This is a genomic window from Alkalihalobacillus trypoxylicola (assembly GCF_001590785.1).
Taxonomy (GTDB): Bacteria; Bacillota; Bacilli; order Bacillales; family Bacillaceae_D; genus Alkalihalobacillus; species Alkalihalobacillus trypoxylicola.
The window spans coordinates 40,022-58,849 of record NZ_LTAO01000006.1 but is presented as its reverse complement, the minus strand read 5'-3'; the positions used below and the strand labels follow the sequence as shown (position 1 = coordinate 58,849).

Annotated in this window: 21 protein-coding genes and 1 riboswitch; of the genes, 16 read left to right on the top strand and 5 right to left on the bottom strand. The window is 36.2% G+C overall.

Going from position 1 to position 18,828, the window contains the following annotated elements; translation table 11 throughout:
* Positions 1–126: 126 nt before the first annotated feature.
* On the top strand, positions 127–432 hold the full coding sequence (locus AZF04_RS05320; RefSeq protein WP_061947859.1) for a hypothetical protein: 306 nt from the start codon (positions 127–129) through the stop codon (positions 430–432).
* 95 nt (positions 433–527) lie between these two features.
* On the opposite strand, the gene AZF04_RS05315 is transcribed toward AZF04_RS05320, so the two are convergent.
* Positions 528–1,028 carry a hypothetical protein gene (locus AZF04_RS05315; RefSeq protein WP_061947858.1) on the bottom strand — a complete coding sequence of 167 codons (501 nt, stop codon included), beginning with the start codon at positions 1,026–1,028 and terminating at the stop codon, positions 528–530.
* Between the two features lie 544 nt (positions 1,029–1,572).
* Here AZF04_RS05315 and AZF04_RS05310 point away from each other — a divergent pair.
* From AZF04_RS05310 to AZF04_RS20545, 8 genes are all read left to right on the top strand, one after another.
* Positions 1,573–2,418 (top strand): DUF72 domain-containing protein, encoded by an 846-nt coding sequence (locus AZF04_RS05310; RefSeq protein WP_061947857.1) that lies wholly within the window; start codon positions 1,573–1,575, stop codon positions 2,416–2,418.
* Positions 2,419–2,458: 40 nt separating this feature from the next.
* Entirely contained in the window at positions 2,459–3,829 is a 1,371-nt protein-coding gene (locus AZF04_RS05305) for a bifunctional metallophosphatase/5'-nucleotidase (protein WP_061947856.1), read from the top strand.
* Positions 3,830–3,916: 87 nt separating this feature from the next.
* A complete protein-coding gene (locus AZF04_RS05300) occupies positions 3,917–4,219 on the top strand; it encodes a YunC family protein (protein ID WP_412459196.1) in 303 nt (100 codons plus the stop codon).
* A 766-nt stretch (positions 4,220–4,985) separates the two neighbouring features.
* The gene (locus tag AZF04_RS05295; protein ID WP_061947854.1) at positions 4,986–5,780 is read left to right on the top strand and encodes a thymidylate synthase; all 795 of its coding nucleotides are present in this window, start codon (positions 4,986–4,988) and stop codon (positions 5,778–5,780) included.
* Positions 5,777–6,262 carry a dihydrofolate reductase gene (locus AZF04_RS05290; protein WP_061947853.1) on the top strand — a complete coding sequence of 162 codons (486 nt, stop codon included), beginning with the start codon at positions 5,777–5,779 and terminating at the stop codon, positions 6,260–6,262. Before AZF04_RS05295 ends, AZF04_RS05290 begins: the two co-directional genes overlap by 4 nt.
* 94 nt (positions 6,263–6,356) lie before the next feature.
* Positions 6,357–6,534: riboswitch (Lysine riboswitch) on the top strand.
* A gap of 98 nt (positions 6,535–6,632) precedes the next feature.
* Positions 6,633–8,171, top strand: coding sequence for a Na+/H+ antiporter NhaC family protein (locus tag AZF04_RS05285; protein WP_061947852.1), 1,539 nt, complete (start codon positions 6,633–6,635; stop codon positions 8,169–8,171).
* Between the two features lie 313 nt (positions 8,172–8,484).
* Positions 8,485–9,987 (top strand): sodium-dependent transporter, encoded by a 1,503-nt coding sequence (locus AZF04_RS05280; protein ID WP_061947851.1) that lies wholly within the window; start codon positions 8,485–8,487, stop codon positions 9,985–9,987.
* 2 nt (positions 9,988–9,989) lie between these two features.
* Positions 9,990–10,115: a methionine/alanine import family NSS transporter small subunit gene (locus AZF04_RS20545; protein WP_082795278.1), complete on the top strand. Its 126-nt coding sequence runs from the start codon at positions 9,990–9,992 to the stop codon at positions 10,113–10,115.
* A 348-nt stretch (positions 10,116–10,463) separates the two neighbouring features.
* Here the strand turns inward: AZF04_RS20545 and AZF04_RS05270 are convergent, their stop codons facing one another.
* Positions 10,464–11,414, bottom strand: coding sequence for a M23 family metallopeptidase (locus AZF04_RS05270; RefSeq protein ID WP_082795279.1), 951 nt, complete (start codon positions 11,412–11,414; stop codon positions 10,464–10,466).
* A 254-nt stretch (positions 11,415–11,668) separates the two neighbouring features.
* On the opposite strand from AZF04_RS05270, the gene lipA reads away from it, so the two are divergent.
* Positions 11,669–12,595, top strand: a complete 927-nt coding sequence (lipA, locus tag AZF04_RS05265) for a lipoyl synthase (RefSeq protein WP_061947848.1) — start codon at positions 11,669–11,671, stop codon at positions 12,593–12,595.
* 141 nt (positions 12,596–12,736) lie between these two features.
* Here lipA and AZF04_RS05260 read toward each other — a convergent pair whose 3' ends face one another.
* The gene (locus AZF04_RS05260) at positions 12,737–13,339 is read right to left on the bottom strand and encodes a YhcN/YlaJ family sporulation lipoprotein (RefSeq protein ID WP_061947847.1); all 603 of its coding nucleotides are present in this window, start codon (positions 13,337–13,339) and stop codon (positions 12,737–12,739) included.
* Between the two features lie 159 nt (positions 13,340–13,498).
* Here AZF04_RS05260 and AZF04_RS05255 point away from each other — a divergent pair, with 159 nt between their 5' ends.
* Positions 13,499–13,771: a YutD family protein gene (locus AZF04_RS05255; protein ID WP_045482908.1), complete on the top strand. Its 273-nt coding sequence runs from the start codon at positions 13,499–13,501 to the stop codon at positions 13,769–13,771.
* Between the two features lie 54 nt (positions 13,772–13,825).
* Here AZF04_RS05255 and AZF04_RS05250 read toward each other — a convergent pair whose 3' ends face one another.
* Positions 13,826–14,065, bottom strand: coding sequence for a hypothetical protein (locus AZF04_RS05250; protein WP_045482905.1), 240 nt, complete (start codon positions 14,063–14,065; stop codon positions 13,826–13,828).
* A gap of 87 nt (positions 14,066–14,152) precedes the next feature.
* Here AZF04_RS05250 and AZF04_RS05245 point away from each other — a divergent pair, with 87 nt between their 5' ends.
* From AZF04_RS05245 to AZF04_RS05235, 3 genes are all read left to right on the top strand, one after another.
* Positions 14,153–14,602 carry a DUF86 domain-containing protein gene (locus AZF04_RS05245; RefSeq protein ID WP_061947846.1) on the top strand — a complete coding sequence of 150 codons (450 nt, stop codon included), beginning with the start codon at positions 14,153–14,155 and terminating at the stop codon, positions 14,600–14,602.
* Positions 14,603–14,675: 73 nt separating this feature from the next.
* Entirely contained in the window at positions 14,676–15,317 is a 642-nt protein-coding gene (locus AZF04_RS05240) for a helix-turn-helix transcriptional regulator (protein WP_144202975.1), read from the top strand.
* A gap of 133 nt (positions 15,318–15,450) precedes the next feature.
* Positions 15,451–16,215 (top strand): TIGR01457 family HAD-type hydrolase, encoded by a 765-nt coding sequence (locus AZF04_RS05235; protein ID WP_061947845.1) that lies wholly within the window; start codon positions 15,451–15,453, stop codon positions 16,213–16,215.
* Positions 16,216–16,499: 284 nt separating this feature from the next.
* On the opposite strand, the gene AZF04_RS05230 is transcribed toward AZF04_RS05235, so the two are convergent.
* A complete protein-coding gene (locus AZF04_RS05230; RefSeq protein WP_061947844.1) occupies positions 16,500–17,003 on the bottom strand; it encodes a phosphatidylglycerophosphatase A family protein in 504 nt (167 codons plus the stop codon).
* A 159-nt stretch (positions 17,004–17,162) separates the two neighbouring features.
* Between AZF04_RS05230 and yutH the strand changes: the two genes are divergently transcribed.
* Together yutH and AZF04_RS20930 are read left to right on the top strand one after the other, a co-directional pair.
* Positions 17,163–18,191, top strand: a complete 1,029-nt coding sequence (gene yutH, locus AZF04_RS05225; protein ID WP_061947843.1) for a spore coat putative kinase YutH — start codon at positions 17,163–17,165, stop codon at positions 18,189–18,191.
* Between the two features lie 207 nt (positions 18,192–18,398).
* Positions 18,399–18,656: a hypothetical protein gene (locus AZF04_RS20930; protein WP_153017219.1), complete on the top strand. Its 258-nt coding sequence runs from the start codon at positions 18,399–18,401 to the stop codon at positions 18,654–18,656.
* Positions 18,657–18,828: the final 172 nt, after the last annotated feature.

Below are 18,828 nucleotides of genomic sequence, written 5' to 3'. Positions count from 1 at the left end.
ATTACTTTGGGTTTTAATGGTTTGGGAGATTGTAGACGAGAAGCTGTTGGTAAAGGATATATCTGTTTTATTTGAACCTTTAAAGGGAAAGTGACTCATAACCTAAATGAAGAAAGGAAGTAAATCATGACTAAAATTCTAATGGTTTTACTTTTATCATTGTTATTAGTAGCATGTGGAGCTGACAACCAATTAGCTAGTCATACCGGGGATGTAGTCGATTTAATAGAAGAAGAACAAGGAATTAGAATATTTGTAGAAGGTCCAGGTGGCTTAGAGGACACGATAGCTTTTCTAATAGGGCATGAATTAAATGACGGAATTAAAATAGGTGATAACATAACCGTTTATTATGATAGTGATGCACTAAGAGAAGAATCTTTACCACCTAATCAAAGTGGCGTTGAAAAGATAGAAGTGAATTCTAACTAACACCAATTGAAGGTAAAGTTTAACGAGAACATTTTCGGAACCATTTTTAATGATTGGTTATACTACAAAGATAATAGTGATTGTAATCTGTCACTTTAATCACCAATTTGGTTGAGAAATCCCGTCCCTTTAACTTTTTCAACAGATTCTAAATACTCCTCTACTTGTGAAGGAGCATAGTACTTTAGATTAAAGTCTGGTAAACCAGAAAAATACGTAATAAGATCATACAACCTCGGTAATTCTCGATTAATAAAACAACCTGTAAGTTCTTTCTTATCGTTTATTTCGAGTATCACAAGGGTACCTATTGTAAGAATCGTATCAACATCAAATAGTGTCTTTTGCTTTTGGGAAAGTAGCACATATTCCATTTCATTGATATGAGCTATTCTTCCATTTAATAAATGGACAACCGCTTCATCATAAATGCCATAAATGAGTCCGATTTTTTCTTTATTGGGTGTTTCATCAACTATAAGGAAAGGTTGTAAATCAGGATCGGAAATGGAAATACTTCTAGCTTTTAAAGAATGTTTAAAAAAGTGATCAATATCTTCTAAGGACCAAGGTTGATATAGAGGGTAGTTATTCATTTTGGGTTCTCACTTTCTTTTCTACTAAAAAAATGGGTGATGTCGTTTCATTCTATTTTACAGAAGTTTTATCGGTAGTAAACAACGATCTTTGTTCCTGATCAAGATGAGCGAATGTATGTCCATTTCATTATTGCTTTATATGTGAATGAAACCGAACGTTTATTATAAAATGTTCTGAAAGTTTGCGAATTGACTCATAGATTGTAACGGTAGGTAGTGACTCCCAAAGGAAAAGCGCCGTTTGAAGATCCACTCTGACGAAGCTCAGCGTTGTCAGAGTTAGCTGAAGACAAGCCCTTGGGAAAGCATCTACTAAAGTGGAAAGCAAAAACCTAATCGTTCGGTTTTCATTAAAAGATAAGGTTGATGAAATTAGTTCATTTCAGAATACATTTGTTATTTCTTTCCTCTATTTACCCGTATTCTTTTGTAGGTTATTTCCATGAATTTTGGTATATTGTATAGTAACGGTTGTTTATAATATGAAGTTTTTTTCAAATATACAAAAACAACAATGACCTGTCGTTGAGGTGATGATCATTTGATTTATATTGGTTTGGCTGGGTGGGGAGATCACGACCGCTTATATGTTGGTCTAAGTAATATGTCTGCAAAATTAGAGACATACACTGGTTTTTTTCCAACTGTTGAGCTAGATGCTTCTTTTTATGCCGTGCAGCCTATTAGAAATATGGAAAAATGGGTGAGGGAAACGCCTACTCATTTCAAATTTGTTGTTAAAGCTTTTCAAGGAATGACTGGACATCAGAAGGGAACAGCCCCTTTTGAAACGAAGGAAGAGATGTTCCAAGCTTTCCGTGAGTCATTGACACCTATGATTGAACATAAAAAGCTCGCAATGGTGCTTTGTCAGTTTCCTCCTTGGTTTGATTGTAAAAAAGAACATGTACAATGGGTCAGATATGTAAGAGAGCAATTAAAAGATCTACCTGTTGCTTTAGAATTTCGAAATCAATCTTGGTTTGATGCTAAATATCGTGAGAGTACCCTTCATTTTATGAAGCAGGAAGGTTGGATACATAGTATATGTGATGAGCCTCAAGCGGGGCAATCATCGATACCTTTAGTGCTTGAGAGCACGGATTCTAATAAAACATTATTCCGCTTTCATGGCCGTAATGTTCATGGCTGGAACGATCCAGGAAACGGAAGATGGAGAGAAGTTCGTTATTTATATCGATATAATGATAGTGAAATAACAGAGTTTGCAGAGATGCTCCAAGGCTTTCAAGAAATGAGCGAAGATATTTATGTGATTTTTAATAATAATTCAGGTGGAGATGCAGCAGACAATGCACTTCATTTAATTAATAAGCTACAAATAACCTATCATGGCCTGGCTCCAAGACAGTTGGATTTGTTTTAGGTTTGCGGAAGGTGTTTGGTTGTGAGAGGGGGAGGAAGTTTTGACAACTAAGACATTAACTCTGTTTCATGTTAATGATTTACATAGTTATTTTGACAATTGGCCACATATTGTAGGACATGTTAATCAAAATCGTGACCAAAATACATTGTTTATCGATTTAGGCGATCATGCCGACCGAAGTCATCTAATAACGGAAGCAACAGAAGGAAAAGGAAATATTGAATTATTAAATGAAGCCAAAGTTGACTACGCTACAATCGGAAACAATGAGGGTGTAACCTTCTCCAAAAAGCAGCTAGAGCATTTATATGATGATGCTACGTTTCAAGTATTGGTTGGTAATTTATTTGAACAGGATGGTAGCACTCCAACATGGGCAAAGCCTTATGTCATTCATACGATGGAAAATGGTTTAAAGGTTGGCTTAATTGGCTGGACGGCTCCTTTTAGTCGATTATATTCACAATTAGGATGGCGAAGTGAGTCAGATTTAGAGCCATTATATGAATTAATAAAGCTTGTGAGGGAAAAGGTAGATATTTTGGTTTTAATGTCTCATCTTGGATTGTTTCGTGATGAAGAAATTGCTGAGAATGTGGAAGGAATTGATGTGATTCTAGGCTCCCACACTCATGATTTATTAAAGCAAGGAAAAAGAATGTATGGGACTTTAATTACCCAATCTGGTAAGCATGGTCATTATTTTGGAAAAGTACTAATTGAGTATGATACGAAAAAAAAGCAAGTCGTTTCCTCTGTTTCAGAATTAATAGAAGCAAGCAGTACGATAGCTTCCAAACAAACATCTGCGTTAATAGAGCGATTAAATAAACAATCTTTTCACACATTAGATGAGACGGTTGCTACACTGCCTACTGACTTTCCTGTTTCTTGGCAGGAAAACACAGAAATGGTCCAAATGCTTTGCGATGCGCTTGCTCAGTGGTGTAACGAAGATATAGCCATGCTAAATGCCGGAATTTTATTAGAATCTCTACCAGCCGGTAAAGTAACAAAAGGAGATATCCATCGAATTTGTCCTCACCCGATTAACCCTTGTGTGGTCGAAATGACAGGGAAGCAATTGAGACAAGCGATTGAAAGATCTTTTACAAAGGAAATTCGATTTTTACAATTAAAAGGGTTTGGGTTTAGAGGTAAATTAATTGGCAGAATGATTTTTACCGGAATAGAGGTTTCACTAGACGCAAACGAAGAAAACGTACTATCAATAAAAATTTTAAATGAGCCGCTTCAAGAAACAAAAATGTATCGTGTCGCAACCTTAGATATGTATACGTTTGGCCATTTGTATCCAAGTATTTATGAAGCGCCAAATAAAAAGTATTTTATGCCAGAATTTTTACGTGATATATTAGCTTGGAAGCTTGGGCAAGAATGGGCATAAATCTATTCACGACCTTCCTAGTCCTCTCATAACTTAGTAAGGAATAGTTGACTTGCTAACGGGACAGGAGGGATTATTTTGTTAGAGATGAATCCAATTACCATTGAGGGAGAGACATTCTTAGCCATTACATTAAAGCTACCTAAGACTAATTTTATGGCTGTAACGAATGAAACAGGCTATATTATGTGTGGAGCACTAGATGTTGCGCTTTTAAACGAAAAATTAAAAGAACGGAAAATCGTTGCGGCTAGAGCTGTAGGTGTTCGAACGATTGAGCAGCTATTAGAAGCCCCGCTAGAATCCGTTACATTAGAAGCCGAAAGCCTCGGAATAAAAGTGGGCATGAAGGGAAAAGACGCCCTTTTAAAAATGAAGTATACTACTTAAATAAAAAAATTATCCATTGTGAGTAGACTTTTTCTATGTAGTCTAATTCTCACAATGGTTTTTTTGTATAAACAGTCGTTTTGTAAAGAAAGCTCAATTAGAAGAAATAGCTGCAGAATTAGTGAAGAAGGTCAAAAGGGGAGGTTCTATTCACCGGAAAAGTTGCTGGATTAGTTGGTCGAAAGAAAGCAGTCTATTCACCCGAAAAAGCGCCGGAACCAGGAAAGCGGTCGAATGAGGTAGAACTGTTCCAACTGCAGTAGGAGTAAAAGCACTAGGTTTAACAGGTAAGCATCCTATTCACCCGTCTAAAGAAAATTCGACAAATAGCAGTCGGAAGGAAGCTGTCATTTAGCCCAAAATGACAGCCACAGCACTGAAACGTTCAAAAGAAAGTAATCGAATTAACAAATTATACAATAGTTTACTTTAAAGCAATATGTTCATATATTTAAAGGAATGGAGCCTTCACTCAGTGGAATTCTTTCAAAAAATACCAATTCTAGAGATCTTCCTAGTATTCTTTTTTTATGTCAAAATAGATAATAGCTTTTAATAGCTTGTATCTTTATAATGACATAGAAGATGAGTTTTTTAATAATGTTTAAGAATCTATTTTACTATCTCTCAGCTTTTTATTAGGGGTTGGTTTAATCTCATCAAGGATTTATTGTTGAGGCCTAAAATGCAGGAGATATTACTTAACGCAACAGGATAAAACTAAAATATAATCTAGTTTTTTAGGAAATATAAAGGAGTGTTGAAATTGAAGCAATATTTAGAGCTTTGTAAGCATGTGATGTCAACTGGTATGGAGAAAGGTGATCGAACAGGCACCGGAACGAAGAGTGTATTTGGTTATCAGATGCGCTTTAATTTAGCCGATGGATTTCCTGTGCTAACGACCAAAAAACTACATTTACGATCTATTATTCACGAATTATTATGGTTTCTAAAGGGAGAAACCAATATTGAGTACTTAAAAAATCATAATGTGAGAATTTGGAATGAGTGGGCGGATGAAAATGGAGAGCTAGGTCCTGTGTATGGGAAACAATGGCGCTCATGGGAAGGAGCAAATGGTAAAACGATAGACCAGATAAGTGATGTGATTGAGCAAATTAAACAGAACCCCAATTCAAGAAGATTAATCGTTAATGCTTGGAATGTAGCAGAAATTGATGAAATGGCTCTTGCTCCTTGTCATTGTCTCTTTCAATTTTACGTCAGTGAAGGAAAGCTATCATGCCAGCTTTATCAAAGAAGTGCGGACATCTTTTTAGGAGTGCCTTTTAATATTGCCTCATACGCTCTTTTAACTATGATGATTGCTCAAGTAACGGATTTAGAGCCAGGTGAATTTGTGCATACATTCGGAGATGCTCATATTTATTCGAATCATTACGAGCAGGTTCAGCTTCAACTAACAAGAGAACCGAAAAGTTTGCCTGAAATGAAAATCAACCGTGATGTTGAATCTATTTTTGATTTTACTATTGATGATTTTGAATTAGTTGATTATAATCCTGATCCTCATATAAAAGGAGAGGTTTCAGTATGATTTCCTATATATTTGCTGCCGATGAAAATTTATTACTAGGTAAAGATAATGATATGCCTTGGTATCTACCTAATGATTTACAATATTTTAAGAAAGTCACTTCGGGTTCAACGGTTGTAATGGGTAGAAAGACATTTGAGTCATTAGGAAGACCATTGCCGAAAAGAAGAAATATCATTTTAACGAGAGATTCCTCCTATAAAGCTGAAGGCTGTGAGGTTTTTCATTCAATCGAGGATGTATTGAGAGCAACAGCAGATGAACAAGAAACCTTTGTAATAGGTGGAGCCAACGTTTTTCAGCTCTTTCACGAGGTAGTTGAAAAAATGTATATAACAAAAATTAAAGAGACCTTTAATGGAGATACTTATTTTCCGGATAATTGGCCTTGGGAAGAGTGGAAGCTTGTTGAGAAAACGGAAGGTATAGTGGATGAAAAAAACCATTATCACCATGAGTTTTTAGTATATGAAAGAATGTAAAGATGGTAAGGAATAGCAGTTGATGTGAGCTCATCCTTTTGATATACTATTTTAGTATAGATTTTGACAAATGAATAGTAATGCCTCATCAAATAGGTGAGGTAGAGGCGCGGAGGCAATGAGTAGGCTTTGGGAGAATGACATCGATGATCGAAGCTAAAAGGTAAATCCGCCGAAGTGAAAGAGAATTGTCACATTCGCTTTTGCTGGGACAGCATTGAATAAATGTTGAACTGTCACGATGCAAGTCATCGTGGAGAACTACTACTGAAGATGGGGATAACCTTTGATATAAAACAATAATGGTTACCATTATTGTTTTTTTTTCTTGGTTGATCTTCTTCAGACAAAAGAGGGGGAGGAATTTAATTTGGAAGGTACAATGTATTCACTAATACCACCATTGTTAGCATTATTGTTAGTGCTTTTAACAAGAAAGGTATTACTATCTTTAGGTATAAGTATCCTCATTGGTGCTTTAATGCTAAATGGCTTTAATCCTATCGATAGCTTTATGCAGATTTTAGGTATTTTTACTGGCTTGTTTTATAGCGAGGAAGGCATTAATGATTGGGAATTTTATATTCTTATTTTTCTAGTATTACTTGGTATAATGGCTTCGTTAATTACGAAATCTGGTGGGAGTCTTGCTTTTGCTGAATGGGCAATGAAGCGGATTAAAACGCGCATAGGCGCACAAATGTTTACTATTTTCCTAGGCTTTATCATTTTTATCGATGACTATTTCAACAGTTTAACGGTTGGGAATATAAGTAGACCGATTTCAGATAAGCACCGTGTATCTCGAGCAAAGCTAGCTTATCTTGTAGATACGACTGCTGCTCCTATGTGTGTAATTGCTCCTATTTCAAGTTGGGGAGCTTATATCATTTCGATTATTGGTGGAATCTTAGTTACACATGGTGTTATGCAATATCAACCATTAGAGGCATTTTTACTCATAATTCCTATGAATTATTATGCTCTTATAGCGATTTGTTTTATGATTGCTGTTGCTTTATTTAAGGTTGATTTTGGACCAATGAAGAGACATGAAAAGCTAGCGATCGAAAAAGGTGTATTAACGGACCCTAAATCGGGCGAAGTTCCTGGAGTAGATGAACAAGTGAAAAGTCATAGTGAAGGAAGAGTATACGATTTAGTTCTTCCTATACTAGCGTTAGTTGTTGGAACGATTGTGGCAATGGTTGTGACAGGATTAAGTGTAGCCCAAAGCAGCTCTTTAATAGACATTTTTGGTGAGGCAGATATAGCTGGTTCATTAGTAATTGGTGGCCTATTAGGGGTTGGAATGGCTTTGATTTTAAATGTAATTAAACCAAATAATCCTCAGAAGTTTTTTGCGATTTGGGCAGGAATTAAATCAATGCTTCCTGCAATCTATATATTAATTTTGGCTTGGATTATCATCGAAATTATATCAGATATAGGTACAGGGCAATTTTTAGCCTCTCTTGTTGATGGAACAGTTCCTCCAATGCTATTACCGGCGATTATCTTTGCGATTGCCTGTTTCACGGCCTTATCAACGGGTACTTCTTGGGGAACATTTGGTTTATTGCTCCCAATTGCGGGTGAAATGGCAGCAACGATTGATGTGACTTTAATGCTTCCAATGCTTGCTGCCGTTTTAGCAGGAGCCATTTTTGGAGACCACGTATCTCCGATATCTGATACTACGATTCTTTCAGCTGCTGGAGCTGGAAGTCATCATATTGATCATGTTATTACACAGATGCCATATGCAATAGTCACGGCAGTCATATCATTAGTAGGCTTTATCATTTTAGGGATAACGAAAGAGATATGGATATCTTTATTAGCAGTCTTTGTTATTTTCCTAATTACTTTTTTTGTGATAAAAAAAATCGTTCAAATTGTGGAATAGCCATATAATTTGAAAGGTAGTAAAAAACTCCTGGAAGGGCTTGTCAAAACCTCTTAATGAGGCTTTATGACAGGCCTTTTTGTTTTTGGATTAAAGTAGGACATTTATCTCATTTAGTAGCTGGTAAATCCTTCATTTTGACAAATGACAAAGAGTTTATTATTATAATCAAATATTGAATAATCGAACAAATTTATTAAAACTCTGAAATAAAGAGATACTATTACTAGGGTTTTTTATTTTCTGATTATTTAGAAATAAAATTTTTAGTTTTTAGCAATAACATTTGTTGGAAGTGGAGAGGAGAAATAGAATGACTGAAAGAGAACAATGGGGGACAAGAGCGGGGTTTATATTAGCAGCCATCGGTTCAGCAGTTGGGCTAGGTAATATTTGGAGGTTCCCTTATGTTGCTTATGAAAATGGTGGAGGTGCCTTCTTTTTACCTTATTTATTTGCCCTATTAACAGCGGGGATTCCGTTACTCATAATGGAGTTTACTCTTGGACAAAAATACCGAGGTTCAGCACCCTTAACATATGCACGGTTAAATAAAAAAGCAGAATGGATCGGTTGGTGGCAGGTTGCCATTTCGTTTGTTATATCAACATTTTATGCGGTCATCATCGCATGGGCAATTGCTTATACCTTTTTCTCAATCAGACTTTCTTGGGGAAATAATCCAGAGCAATTTTTGCAGGAAAGTTATTTACAAATAAGCAATCCCGGTGAGTTTGGTAGCTTAGTACCTAATGTGTTAATACCACTGGTGATTATTTGGGTCGTTACTTTACTTATTATGTTTAAAGGAATTAAAAGAGGAATAGAATTAGCCAATCGAATTTGTTTACCGATATTACTTATTATGTTTTTAACATTGGTGATTAGAGCCTTAACATTAGAAGGAGCAGCACTTGGATTAGAAAGCTTTTTCAATCCAGATTGGGAGAAAATGAAGGACCCTAGTGTTTGGATCGCCGCCTATGGTCATATCTTCTTCAGTTTATCGGTAGGCTTTGCGATTATGATTACGTATTCGAGCTATTTACCGAAGAAATCGGATATTAACAATAATGCGTTTATTACCGGTTTTTCCAACTCTAGCTTTGAGCTGTTGGCAGGTATTGGCGTATTTGCAGCTCTAGGCTTTATGGCTACTCAGGCAGGTGTGAGTGTCGATGAAGTAGCCAATGCCGGAATTACTTTAGCTTTCGTCGTGTTCCCTGAAATTATCAATAGCTTTCCGGGATTTAACGGATTCTTTGGAGTTCTCTTCTTTGGATCATTAGTGATGGCAGGTATCACATCACTCATATCCATTATTGAAACCTATATTGCTGGTATTCAAGATAAATTTAAAGTAAGCCGTACGAAAGCGGTTATTTTTGGAGGGGGATTATCAGCACTAGTGTCCTTGTTATATGCAACACAAGGTGGGCTATTCTTATTAGACACGGTTGATTATTTTGTTAATCAATTTGGGATAGCGGTGGCTGGTCTTGTATCGGTTATCGTTGTAGCTTGGTTCTTGAAGAAGTTACCTGATTTACAGAAACATACGAATTCAATGTCGGATTTTAAAATTGGTATTTGGTGGAGAATTTGTTTGGGAGTCGTTACGCCTGTCATTTTAGGATATATGATGATCCAAAACTTCATATTGAATTTCCGAAACAATTACGCAGAGTATCCACTTTCTTTTCTATTAAGTGCTGGTTGGGCAGTTGCATTAGGTGTATTAGTAGTTGGTATTCTCTTCTCATTGAAAAAATGGAAAAAAGACCCGCAAAAATCTTTAGATGAAGGGGGTAACTAAAAATGAGTACAAGTGCAATTGTTATTATGGTGTTAGGAATGGTTATTCTCTGGGGAGGAATGCTATTAAGCATCTTAAATGCAGTGCGTGTAAGCAAAAAAAAGAAAAAAACAGAATCACAAATGTAAGGAATTGAAACTAAATGGATTGAAAGATAAAATCGACTCGCGCATGTGGTTGTGGATGTTCAATGAATTATAAAAGAGGCTAGTACAATGTGCATGGGTGAAGAATTCCACACATGTTTAGGTACCCGGCTGTTCACTCCCCTAAGTCCGGTGGTGTGCTGCTTTGTGTCCGTTAGCTTAAGTGAAGAAGCCTCCTTCTTTTACCAAGAAGGAGGCTTCTTTAATCGTTATTTCAGTTTGTATCCTATTACAGATTATTCTCAAGTCCGCTTCATGAGCTATTTAAAAATCTCTTTTTTTCCCACTCTCTTATTTTTTGTTAAAAAACTGCTGATGACCTTTTCGGATTTATGATTGCTTCTTTAATTGCTGAAATCCTTTTCTTTCCCAAGATTTTAAAGAAGGAAATGGATCGAAAGACCATTCGGTATATCCATTATCCCGATACATACCATAATGAAGATGGGGAGGGAATTTACCTTGGGTTCCAGGTTTTCCATAGCCGGAGCTTCCTACATAACCAATCACTTGTCCTGGCTCAACAATCTCTCCTTCTTCTATCCCTTTTTCAAAGCCGCTTAAATGAGCGTAATAGTGGTAAATATTATCAAGGTCACGGATGCCAATTCTCCAGCCACCGTAAATATTCCAACCCTTTATTTCTATCACTCCATAGGAGGTGGCGCGAACCGGTACATTATAACCAGCAAAGATATCCGTCCCTTCATGAATTCTTCTACCTCCCCAGCCTCGCCTATCCCCCCATGTATTTCGATAACTATAGTTAGCTCTTAATGGTAAAGGAAATGCATGCTCATGGAGGGCAAGGTGCTTATAATTTTTGTAAAGGTTAGCATGTCCATTTATGATAGATACGGTTTGCTCTCTTTGATAATAATCCCAAAGAGCAATTTTAAAGTCTTCATCATTAAAACCATACTTTTCTAAATAACGAGCAAAAGTAAATAACACATCTTCATCTTGATTTCGATCGGCTTCATTATCTCCATTTCCATCAAGACCGAGTCCGCCAAATAAACTAATGGATAATGGGTCAACATCCTCTAAATCAGGATTCAAAGGGCCCGCCCATTGTGAAGGTGTGAAGAAGATAGATATGAGGCCCTCTTCTCTCGGTCGATCCTTTACTACTCTTCTTAGACCCCGTTCATATGTATCAACGGCTGCTAAGTAGTACCAAGGAATGTTTGTTAAAGCTTCAGCTCTTTTATAAAGAATTAATCGCTGTTCATCTTTTTGTTCGATGGTTAACTCTTCTTCAGCAGCCAAAGTCTCCATCGGTACTAGCGTGATTAGGAGTAGAAGAAAGGTGATAGGTGCTATAATCTTGTTCAATTTACATAACTCCTTTCAGACAATTTTTCTCCTCAATTTGTTCATTCATTAGTATGGTTTTAATTACGTAAAAAAATGGCAGTGAAGTATTGGAAATGTTTTCAGAACTGTTGGTTGTTTTCTTTAATTCGTGATAAAGTAGAAGGTAATGGAAAATTTAAAGAAATAATTCAGCTAAAATTGGATGGTGAGTTACATTGGCAAAAAAAGACGAGCATATTCGTAAACCAGAATGGTTAAAAATTAAATTAAATACGAATGAATCCTATACTGGTTTAAAGAAAATGATGAGAGAGAAAAAATTACATACAGTTTGTGAAGAAGCAAGATGTCCAAATATCCATGAATGCTGGGCAGTTCGAAAAACAGCTACTTTTATGATTTTAGGTGATACATGTACGAGAGCCTGTCGTTTTTGTGCGGTAAAAACCGGATTACCGAATGAACTAGACCTTCAAGAGCCAGAAAGAGTTGCGGAATCTGTTGAACAAATGGGTTTAAAGCACGTCGTGATTACAGCTGTTGCAAGAGACGACTTAAAGGACGGTGGAGCAGCTGTATTTGCTGAAACGGTACGAGCTGTTCGAAAAAGAAATCCTTTTTGTACGATAGAGGTTTTGCCTTCAGATATGCTAGGTAACGAAGAGAGCTTAAAAATTCTAATGGATGCTAGGCCTAATATTATGAATCACAATATTGAAACCGTTCGTAGGTTAACTCCTCGGGTTCGTGCAAGAGCGACCTATGAAAGAACGCTCGAATTCTTGCGAAGAGCAAAGGACATGCATGATGATATTCCTACTAAATCAAGTTTAATGGTTGGCTTAGGGGAGACGAAGGAAGAAATCTTGGAGACAATGGATGATTTACGAGCGAACAATGTAGATATTATGACAATAGGTCAATATCTTCAACCAACGAAAAAGCATTTAAAGGTTGTAAAATATTATCATCCTGATGAATTTGCCGAGCTTCGTGAAATTGCTTTGAATAAAGGCTTTAGTCATTGTGAGGCAGGCCCGCTTGTTCGTTCGTCCTATCATGCAGATGAACAAGTAAACGAAGCACAAGTTCGTTCAGAAGCTAGAAAAGCACAAGATAAAAATACTGTACCTACTAGCTAATTCTTGCTTAAAGAGCGTGTTATGTTTAGTTAGAAAGAGCCACTGATTTCTATATTGAAATCAGTGGCTTTGTCTATTTATTGAAGCGTACAAACGATTTATCATCATACAGCGATTACGATGTGAAAGCTAATGATATTTTTAAGAATGAATTTCTCTCATTTTCTCTTCGTCTTTATTCATGCTTTTTGTAGATGAAGATTCCATTCCTTGAGGATACTTTTGCATTTTTTCAATCGTATCCTTTAACGTACCCAATGCATCTGAATTTTTAGAAGAAAGGTTTTGGAAGCGTTCAATATTCTCAAACATTCCATGATCATCTGCAACAAAAACCTCATAATATCTTGGGATGACCGATTCAGCTGTTCTTCTAACTGTATCAGCTATTTGTTCATCTGAATTAGATTCCTTCTTTTGACTAACGTAAACGACAAGTGCATATTGGTCCGTAATAAGAGTGGCAGCCTCTTCGATATGTGGATCAGATAAAACGAGCTGAGTGATTTTAGTTGAAATTTCATCACGATCTATAGGTGCAATGGCTTTTTGTCCATTAAATGTATGAACCTGTTCTCTTTGGAGACGACTATACCCATACTGTGAAGAATCTGAATTAGAATCAGAGAACCAATCTCCCATGTTTTGAGAGTGGTCGTTTGATTGTAAGGACATAGAATCAGGAGCTTGACAAGCATTTAATAAAAGAAGAATAGTCAAACCTATACATACTTTCTTGATCATTTTTTTCCCTCCTAATGTTTGTAACATTTAAATCATATTGATAATGGTAGCTTTTGTTGATATGAGGATTTCATGAATGTTAATCAGTGGTAAAAGCAATAATGTGAAATCAATTTCAATATGGTACAATATTGAATAGAAAAGTGGGGTGAAGTGATTATGGTCCGTGTACAGTCCATGCAATTTGAAGTGATAGAAGATATAAGAGATGGTTGGAATGAAGAAGCTTTTAAAGAGCGATATAGTGAAGTTTTAAATAAATACGATTATATAGTTGGAGATTGGGGCTATAATCAATTACGATTACGTGGCTTTTTTCATGATAAGCATAAGAAATCAACTTTTGATACGAAAATCAGTACATTAGATGATTATTTATATGAGTATTGTAATTTTGGTTGTGCCTATTTTGTCCTGAAGCGAGTCGATTAATTTTAAAAATGAAGAGGGGAGTCCAAAAATCTCCCCGAATCATGATAAGAAAGCTTATTTAGGAGGATGGCTACCTGGATCTTTTCGTTGCTGTCCTTTGTGTAGGCTTTTATTTTCATAAGAAGAAGCGCTAATGGAATGTTGCCCTTCTTCCCAAGGAGTACTTTTGTTTTGAACGGGACTTTTAGCATGAAAAGGAGAGCCATAAGGTCCTTCAGGTAAATCTTCAGGAATAATCTTTTCTCTTTGAGCTTCTACATTTGAAAAGTCTTGATATTTACTTTCTTCTTTCAAGAAGTACACCTCCTTATAAGTAGGGTGTCTAGGAAAGCTATTTTTATCAATTAAAATGTAAGGTAATAAATGTAGAAGGTGAAAAATATGTATTTTGTTGATCGAGAGCAAATAGAAAAAAAGCTTCGTTTCATGGAGACATTGCATACAGTTATTCCACAATTAGAGGTAAATGATGATGCTAAACGAACAGATTTATTAGCACTTGAACGCACGGTTTCTCTTTATATAGAATGTGTAATCGATGTAGGCAATAGTATGATTGATGGGTTTATTATGCGCGATCCTGGAAGCTATGAGGATATTATCGATATTTTAGAGGACGAGAAGGTCATTGACTCGGTATACGCGCAACAATTAAAAAAGCTTATTCAGCTAAGAAAAAAACTTGTACAAGAGTATGATAATATTGACCATGCTAATATGTTAAAGGACCTAAAAGAAGCTCAACATGCACTTTCTCAATTTGTTCTCTTTATAAGGACTTATTTAGAGCAAGAATTAGGACCCGTGTCCGCCTTTTTGCCTAAAAGGTAAAAAAAGGATGTGAGCAAATTCTTTGCATTTCTAACCACATCGCTTACAATATGAATATAAGGTGGTGATGGCCATGAAAAAAGAAAACTCGACACGTTCCATGATTTTGTCGCTTATAAAAAGACATCGAGAGCGAACGGTTTCGGAGTTGGCCAAGGAATTAAACATTACCGAAATGGCTGTTAGGCGACATTTGCAAAGTCTAGAGCAAGATCGATTGATTGAAGCTCGAATAGAAAAGCGTTCTATGGGGAGACCTAGCTATAAATTTTTCTTAACGGATGAAGGAGAAGAAAGCTTCCCAAGAAACTACGGCGGACTTTCGGTTGAATTTCTAAAAGACATTGAGGCAATCAATGGAAATGAAATGGTCGAGGAGCTTTTTGAAAAGAGGCGCGAACGCTTAGAGGCTAAATATAATCAGCTCGTTACAGGTTCTTTTGAAGAAAGAATTGAGGCGCTAGCCAAAATTCAGGATGATAATGGATATATGGTGGAATGGGGTCAAAAAGACACGGATACCTTTACTTTTATCGAATATAATTGTCCGATTGCAAAGGTTGCAAAAGATTATCATGTAGCTTGCTCTTGTGAGAAAAAGCTATTTCAAACCTTGCTAGGAACAGAAGATATTGTTCGTGATACTTGTGCAGCTAAGGAAAATGCAACGGCGTGTCAATATACGATAAAGAAACCAAAAAAATTAGTGAAATAATAAATAAAGCCGCATTCGAGGAAGTATTTTCTTTCTTCAAATGTGGTTTTTTGTTCAAATCTCACTAGTGCTCAATAGTATTCAGTATGATTAATCTCCAGTATAATAAAAATGATAGAAGGGTGGAGAGAGTATGAAAAGCTATAAAGGATATTTAATCGATTTGGATGGTACAGTGTACCGTGGTCCAGAAAAGATTGATGAAGCTGTTCAATTTATTAAAGAATTAGAAAGAAGAAATTTAGATTATTTGTTTGTGACGAATAATTCAACTAAGCATCCTAGCAAGGTAGCTGAAATTTTACGTGGAATGGATATTCCAGCAACGACGGAGCACGTATTTACAACGAGTATGGCAACGGCAAAATATGTCTCTGATTTAAAAGAAAGTGCTAAAGTGTATATGATTGGAGAAGTTGGGTTAAAAGAGGCTCTATTAGAAGCAGGTCATACGATTGTAGAAAAGGATGCTGACTTTGTCGTTATGGGTCTTGATAGAGACATTACATATGAAAAGCTTGCTCTAGCGACTATAAACATTCGAAATGGAGCAAAATTCATCGCTACAAATGGTGATGTTGCTCTGCCGACAGAAAGAGGCTTGCTACCTGGATGTGGTTCGATTGTGTCTGTTGTTTCTGTCTCTACAGGAGTAACTCCGATTTTTATTGGAAAACCTGAAGATATCATTGTTGAACAAGCACTAGACGTTTTAGGCATTAAAAAGGAAGAAGCACTCATGGTTGGCGATAATTATGAAACGGATATATTAGCCGGTATTCAGGCAGGGATCGATTCATTAATTGTTCATACTGGTGTAACGAGTCGAGAGGATTTAAAGAAAAAGGAAATCCAACCGACGTTTTCGTTGAATTCTCTATCCGAATGGAAATTCTAATAAAAAATACGTAAATGAGCTCATGTAGCGAAATTTGAAATGGTGTGTAATGGATGCATACATAAATAACGATAGAACCCTCCTTCTTGTGAAAGTGAAAAAAAGGAGGGTTCTGTTATATGTGTAGGCTTTCTATGAAATACGTAAGTTAGCGGTTAATGAAGTGTCCATGCGGAAATCCACTTGCCACTGGACCGGTCTTTCTTGGGGGAGCCAACGGCCGAGCACCTACTGTGCTTGGAGCTCTTTATTCAGGTAGATTTCTATTAAAATTTGAATTAGAATTATTCCACATTTGCAGCACGATGAGCCAATCTGCTCGATGCAGCCGCAGCAATGGCTCCTACAATATCATCTAAAAACGTATGACATTCCTTTAAGGATTTGTCGTTTAATCTTTCTAGTATTCCTGGCTTTTGTTTATCAATATAACCGTAGTTAGTAAATCCAATTGAACCATAAACATTAACAATCGATAAAGCAATGATCTCATCTACACCGTAGAGACTCTCATCTCTTTCAATAATTCCTTGTAGCGGAGGAAATAATTTTTTCTCTTCTGCTAAAAGATCAAGTTGTATTCCTGTTAAAATAGCGTTTTGTACCTCTCTCTTTCCAATGACGCGATCTACATTTTCTAAGCACTGCTCCAAAGTTAAGTCTGGATGATACTTGACCTGTAAAAAGTATACTAAATCAGCGATATCCTCTAAATCGACACCTCGTTTAACTAGCCAATTTCTTGCTTCTTTTTCTACAACATCATAATTTTTTTCCTTCGAACTCAAATAGATAACCCCCTTAAATGGAGTCTAAAAATAACCATATCGGCTTATCATCCATTCAAAAATTTTTTCCCTCTATTCATAGTCTACGGTTTTGGTACACATTTTATGCTTTTGGGTCATAGACTATAAAATAATGGGCACAAACGAGGTGGTGTTCAAATGTTCGAAAGAAATATTTATGATTATTATGGATTGTACTGTGGATCAAGAAAGCAATATTCACAATATGAAGGATTTGAAACAGAAAGCGAGCAGTATCTTTTATTACCTAAAAATAAGCTCGCATCTACGGAAGAAGAAATGATCTATTATAGTGAATATTTAAGGTCTATTGGGGATGCGACTGTATTGCAGCTTATTCCAACGAAAAACAAAAAGAATCACGGATTTATTGATGGGCAGGATGTGTATTTGTTTAAATTACCTAACCAAGAAGAAAGGGTAGGGCTTGAAATTACGAATGAATATGAAAGAGGCGAGCATTTAGCCATTGTTCACTATCATGGAAAAAAAGCCGGACAGAATCAAAAGAAATTCGAATATTTTGGACAATGGCCGATGCTTTGGCAGAAAAGATTAGAGCAGCTAGAGGAATGGTATTTTCAGGTGCTTTATGAAGGGCCACAAACCATGGTCGATGAGGCTTTTTTGTATACGTATCCTTATTATATGGGTCTCAGTGAAAATGCTATCCAATATGCGGTTGATGCAGGCTTAGATGATCGAAGTATAGAAGTAGAACAAGGGACGATTACTCATCGAAGATTTACCGATGAAACATGGCTTTCGCAATCTGAGAGAGGAGGAATTGTCAAATCACCGACAGAGTTTCTTTTTGATCACCCATGTCGAGATATAGCTGAGTGGATTCGTTCAAAAAGATTTCAGTTACTTGATAACAGACAAAATACTTTTGAATCATTTTTAGATGGTTATAATCAATATGAAGCACTAACAACCTTCTCATGGAGACTTATGTATTCTCGTTTATTATTTCCTGTTCATTATTATGAAGCGATTGAAAATTATTATAGAAGTCAATTGAATGAGGATAAGCACACGCATGGTCAAGTGTTTACCGGAATGCTTAATGATGAGAATAAAAATGAACACTTTCTACAGCTTTTTCAGGAAACCATTAAAGTCCCTCAAACAGCTAATCGAACTCCACGAGTTGATTGGGTTTAGTGAACCAAATGTAGCTAGTTTTAAATCTTGTAAAAAAAGCCTTTGAGAAATACCAATTCTCAAAGGCTTTTTTTCATAAGTTCGTCTATTTGTTCCTAGAGGAAGGGTATTTTTTAATAGGAGATGTAAAGTTCATGGCATTTGTAAACGCTCCTTTTGCCCAATTGCGTATCATATGCTTTTTACGGTCAAATAGGAGTTTCTTATTTGACCTTATTTATGATGTTGCCTATTTTACCGTCCAATAGAATGCTTCTTTACGCCCTTATATCAGCTTTAGAAGCTGTTATCTTCCTATTGGATCGCTCCATTTGCCCAATTTCGTATCATTACGCTTTTTACGGTCAAATAGGAATTTCTTATTTGACCTTATTTATGATGTTGCCTATTTTACCGTCCAATAGAATGTTTCTTTACGCCCTTATATCAGCTTTAGAAGCTGTTATCTTCCTATTGGATCGCTGATTCTGACTATATTCGGTTGAATAGGAGGCCGAATACGTCTCTTTGCTCATTTATTTCAGCTTTTTCTGTCCATTATAGAAGATTCTTTTTAAAATCCTAGCTTTTTGATCTTTAAACTTTTCTGAGATGTTATTGATACTTTTAAACTAGATTATAGGAGCTATTTTCCCTT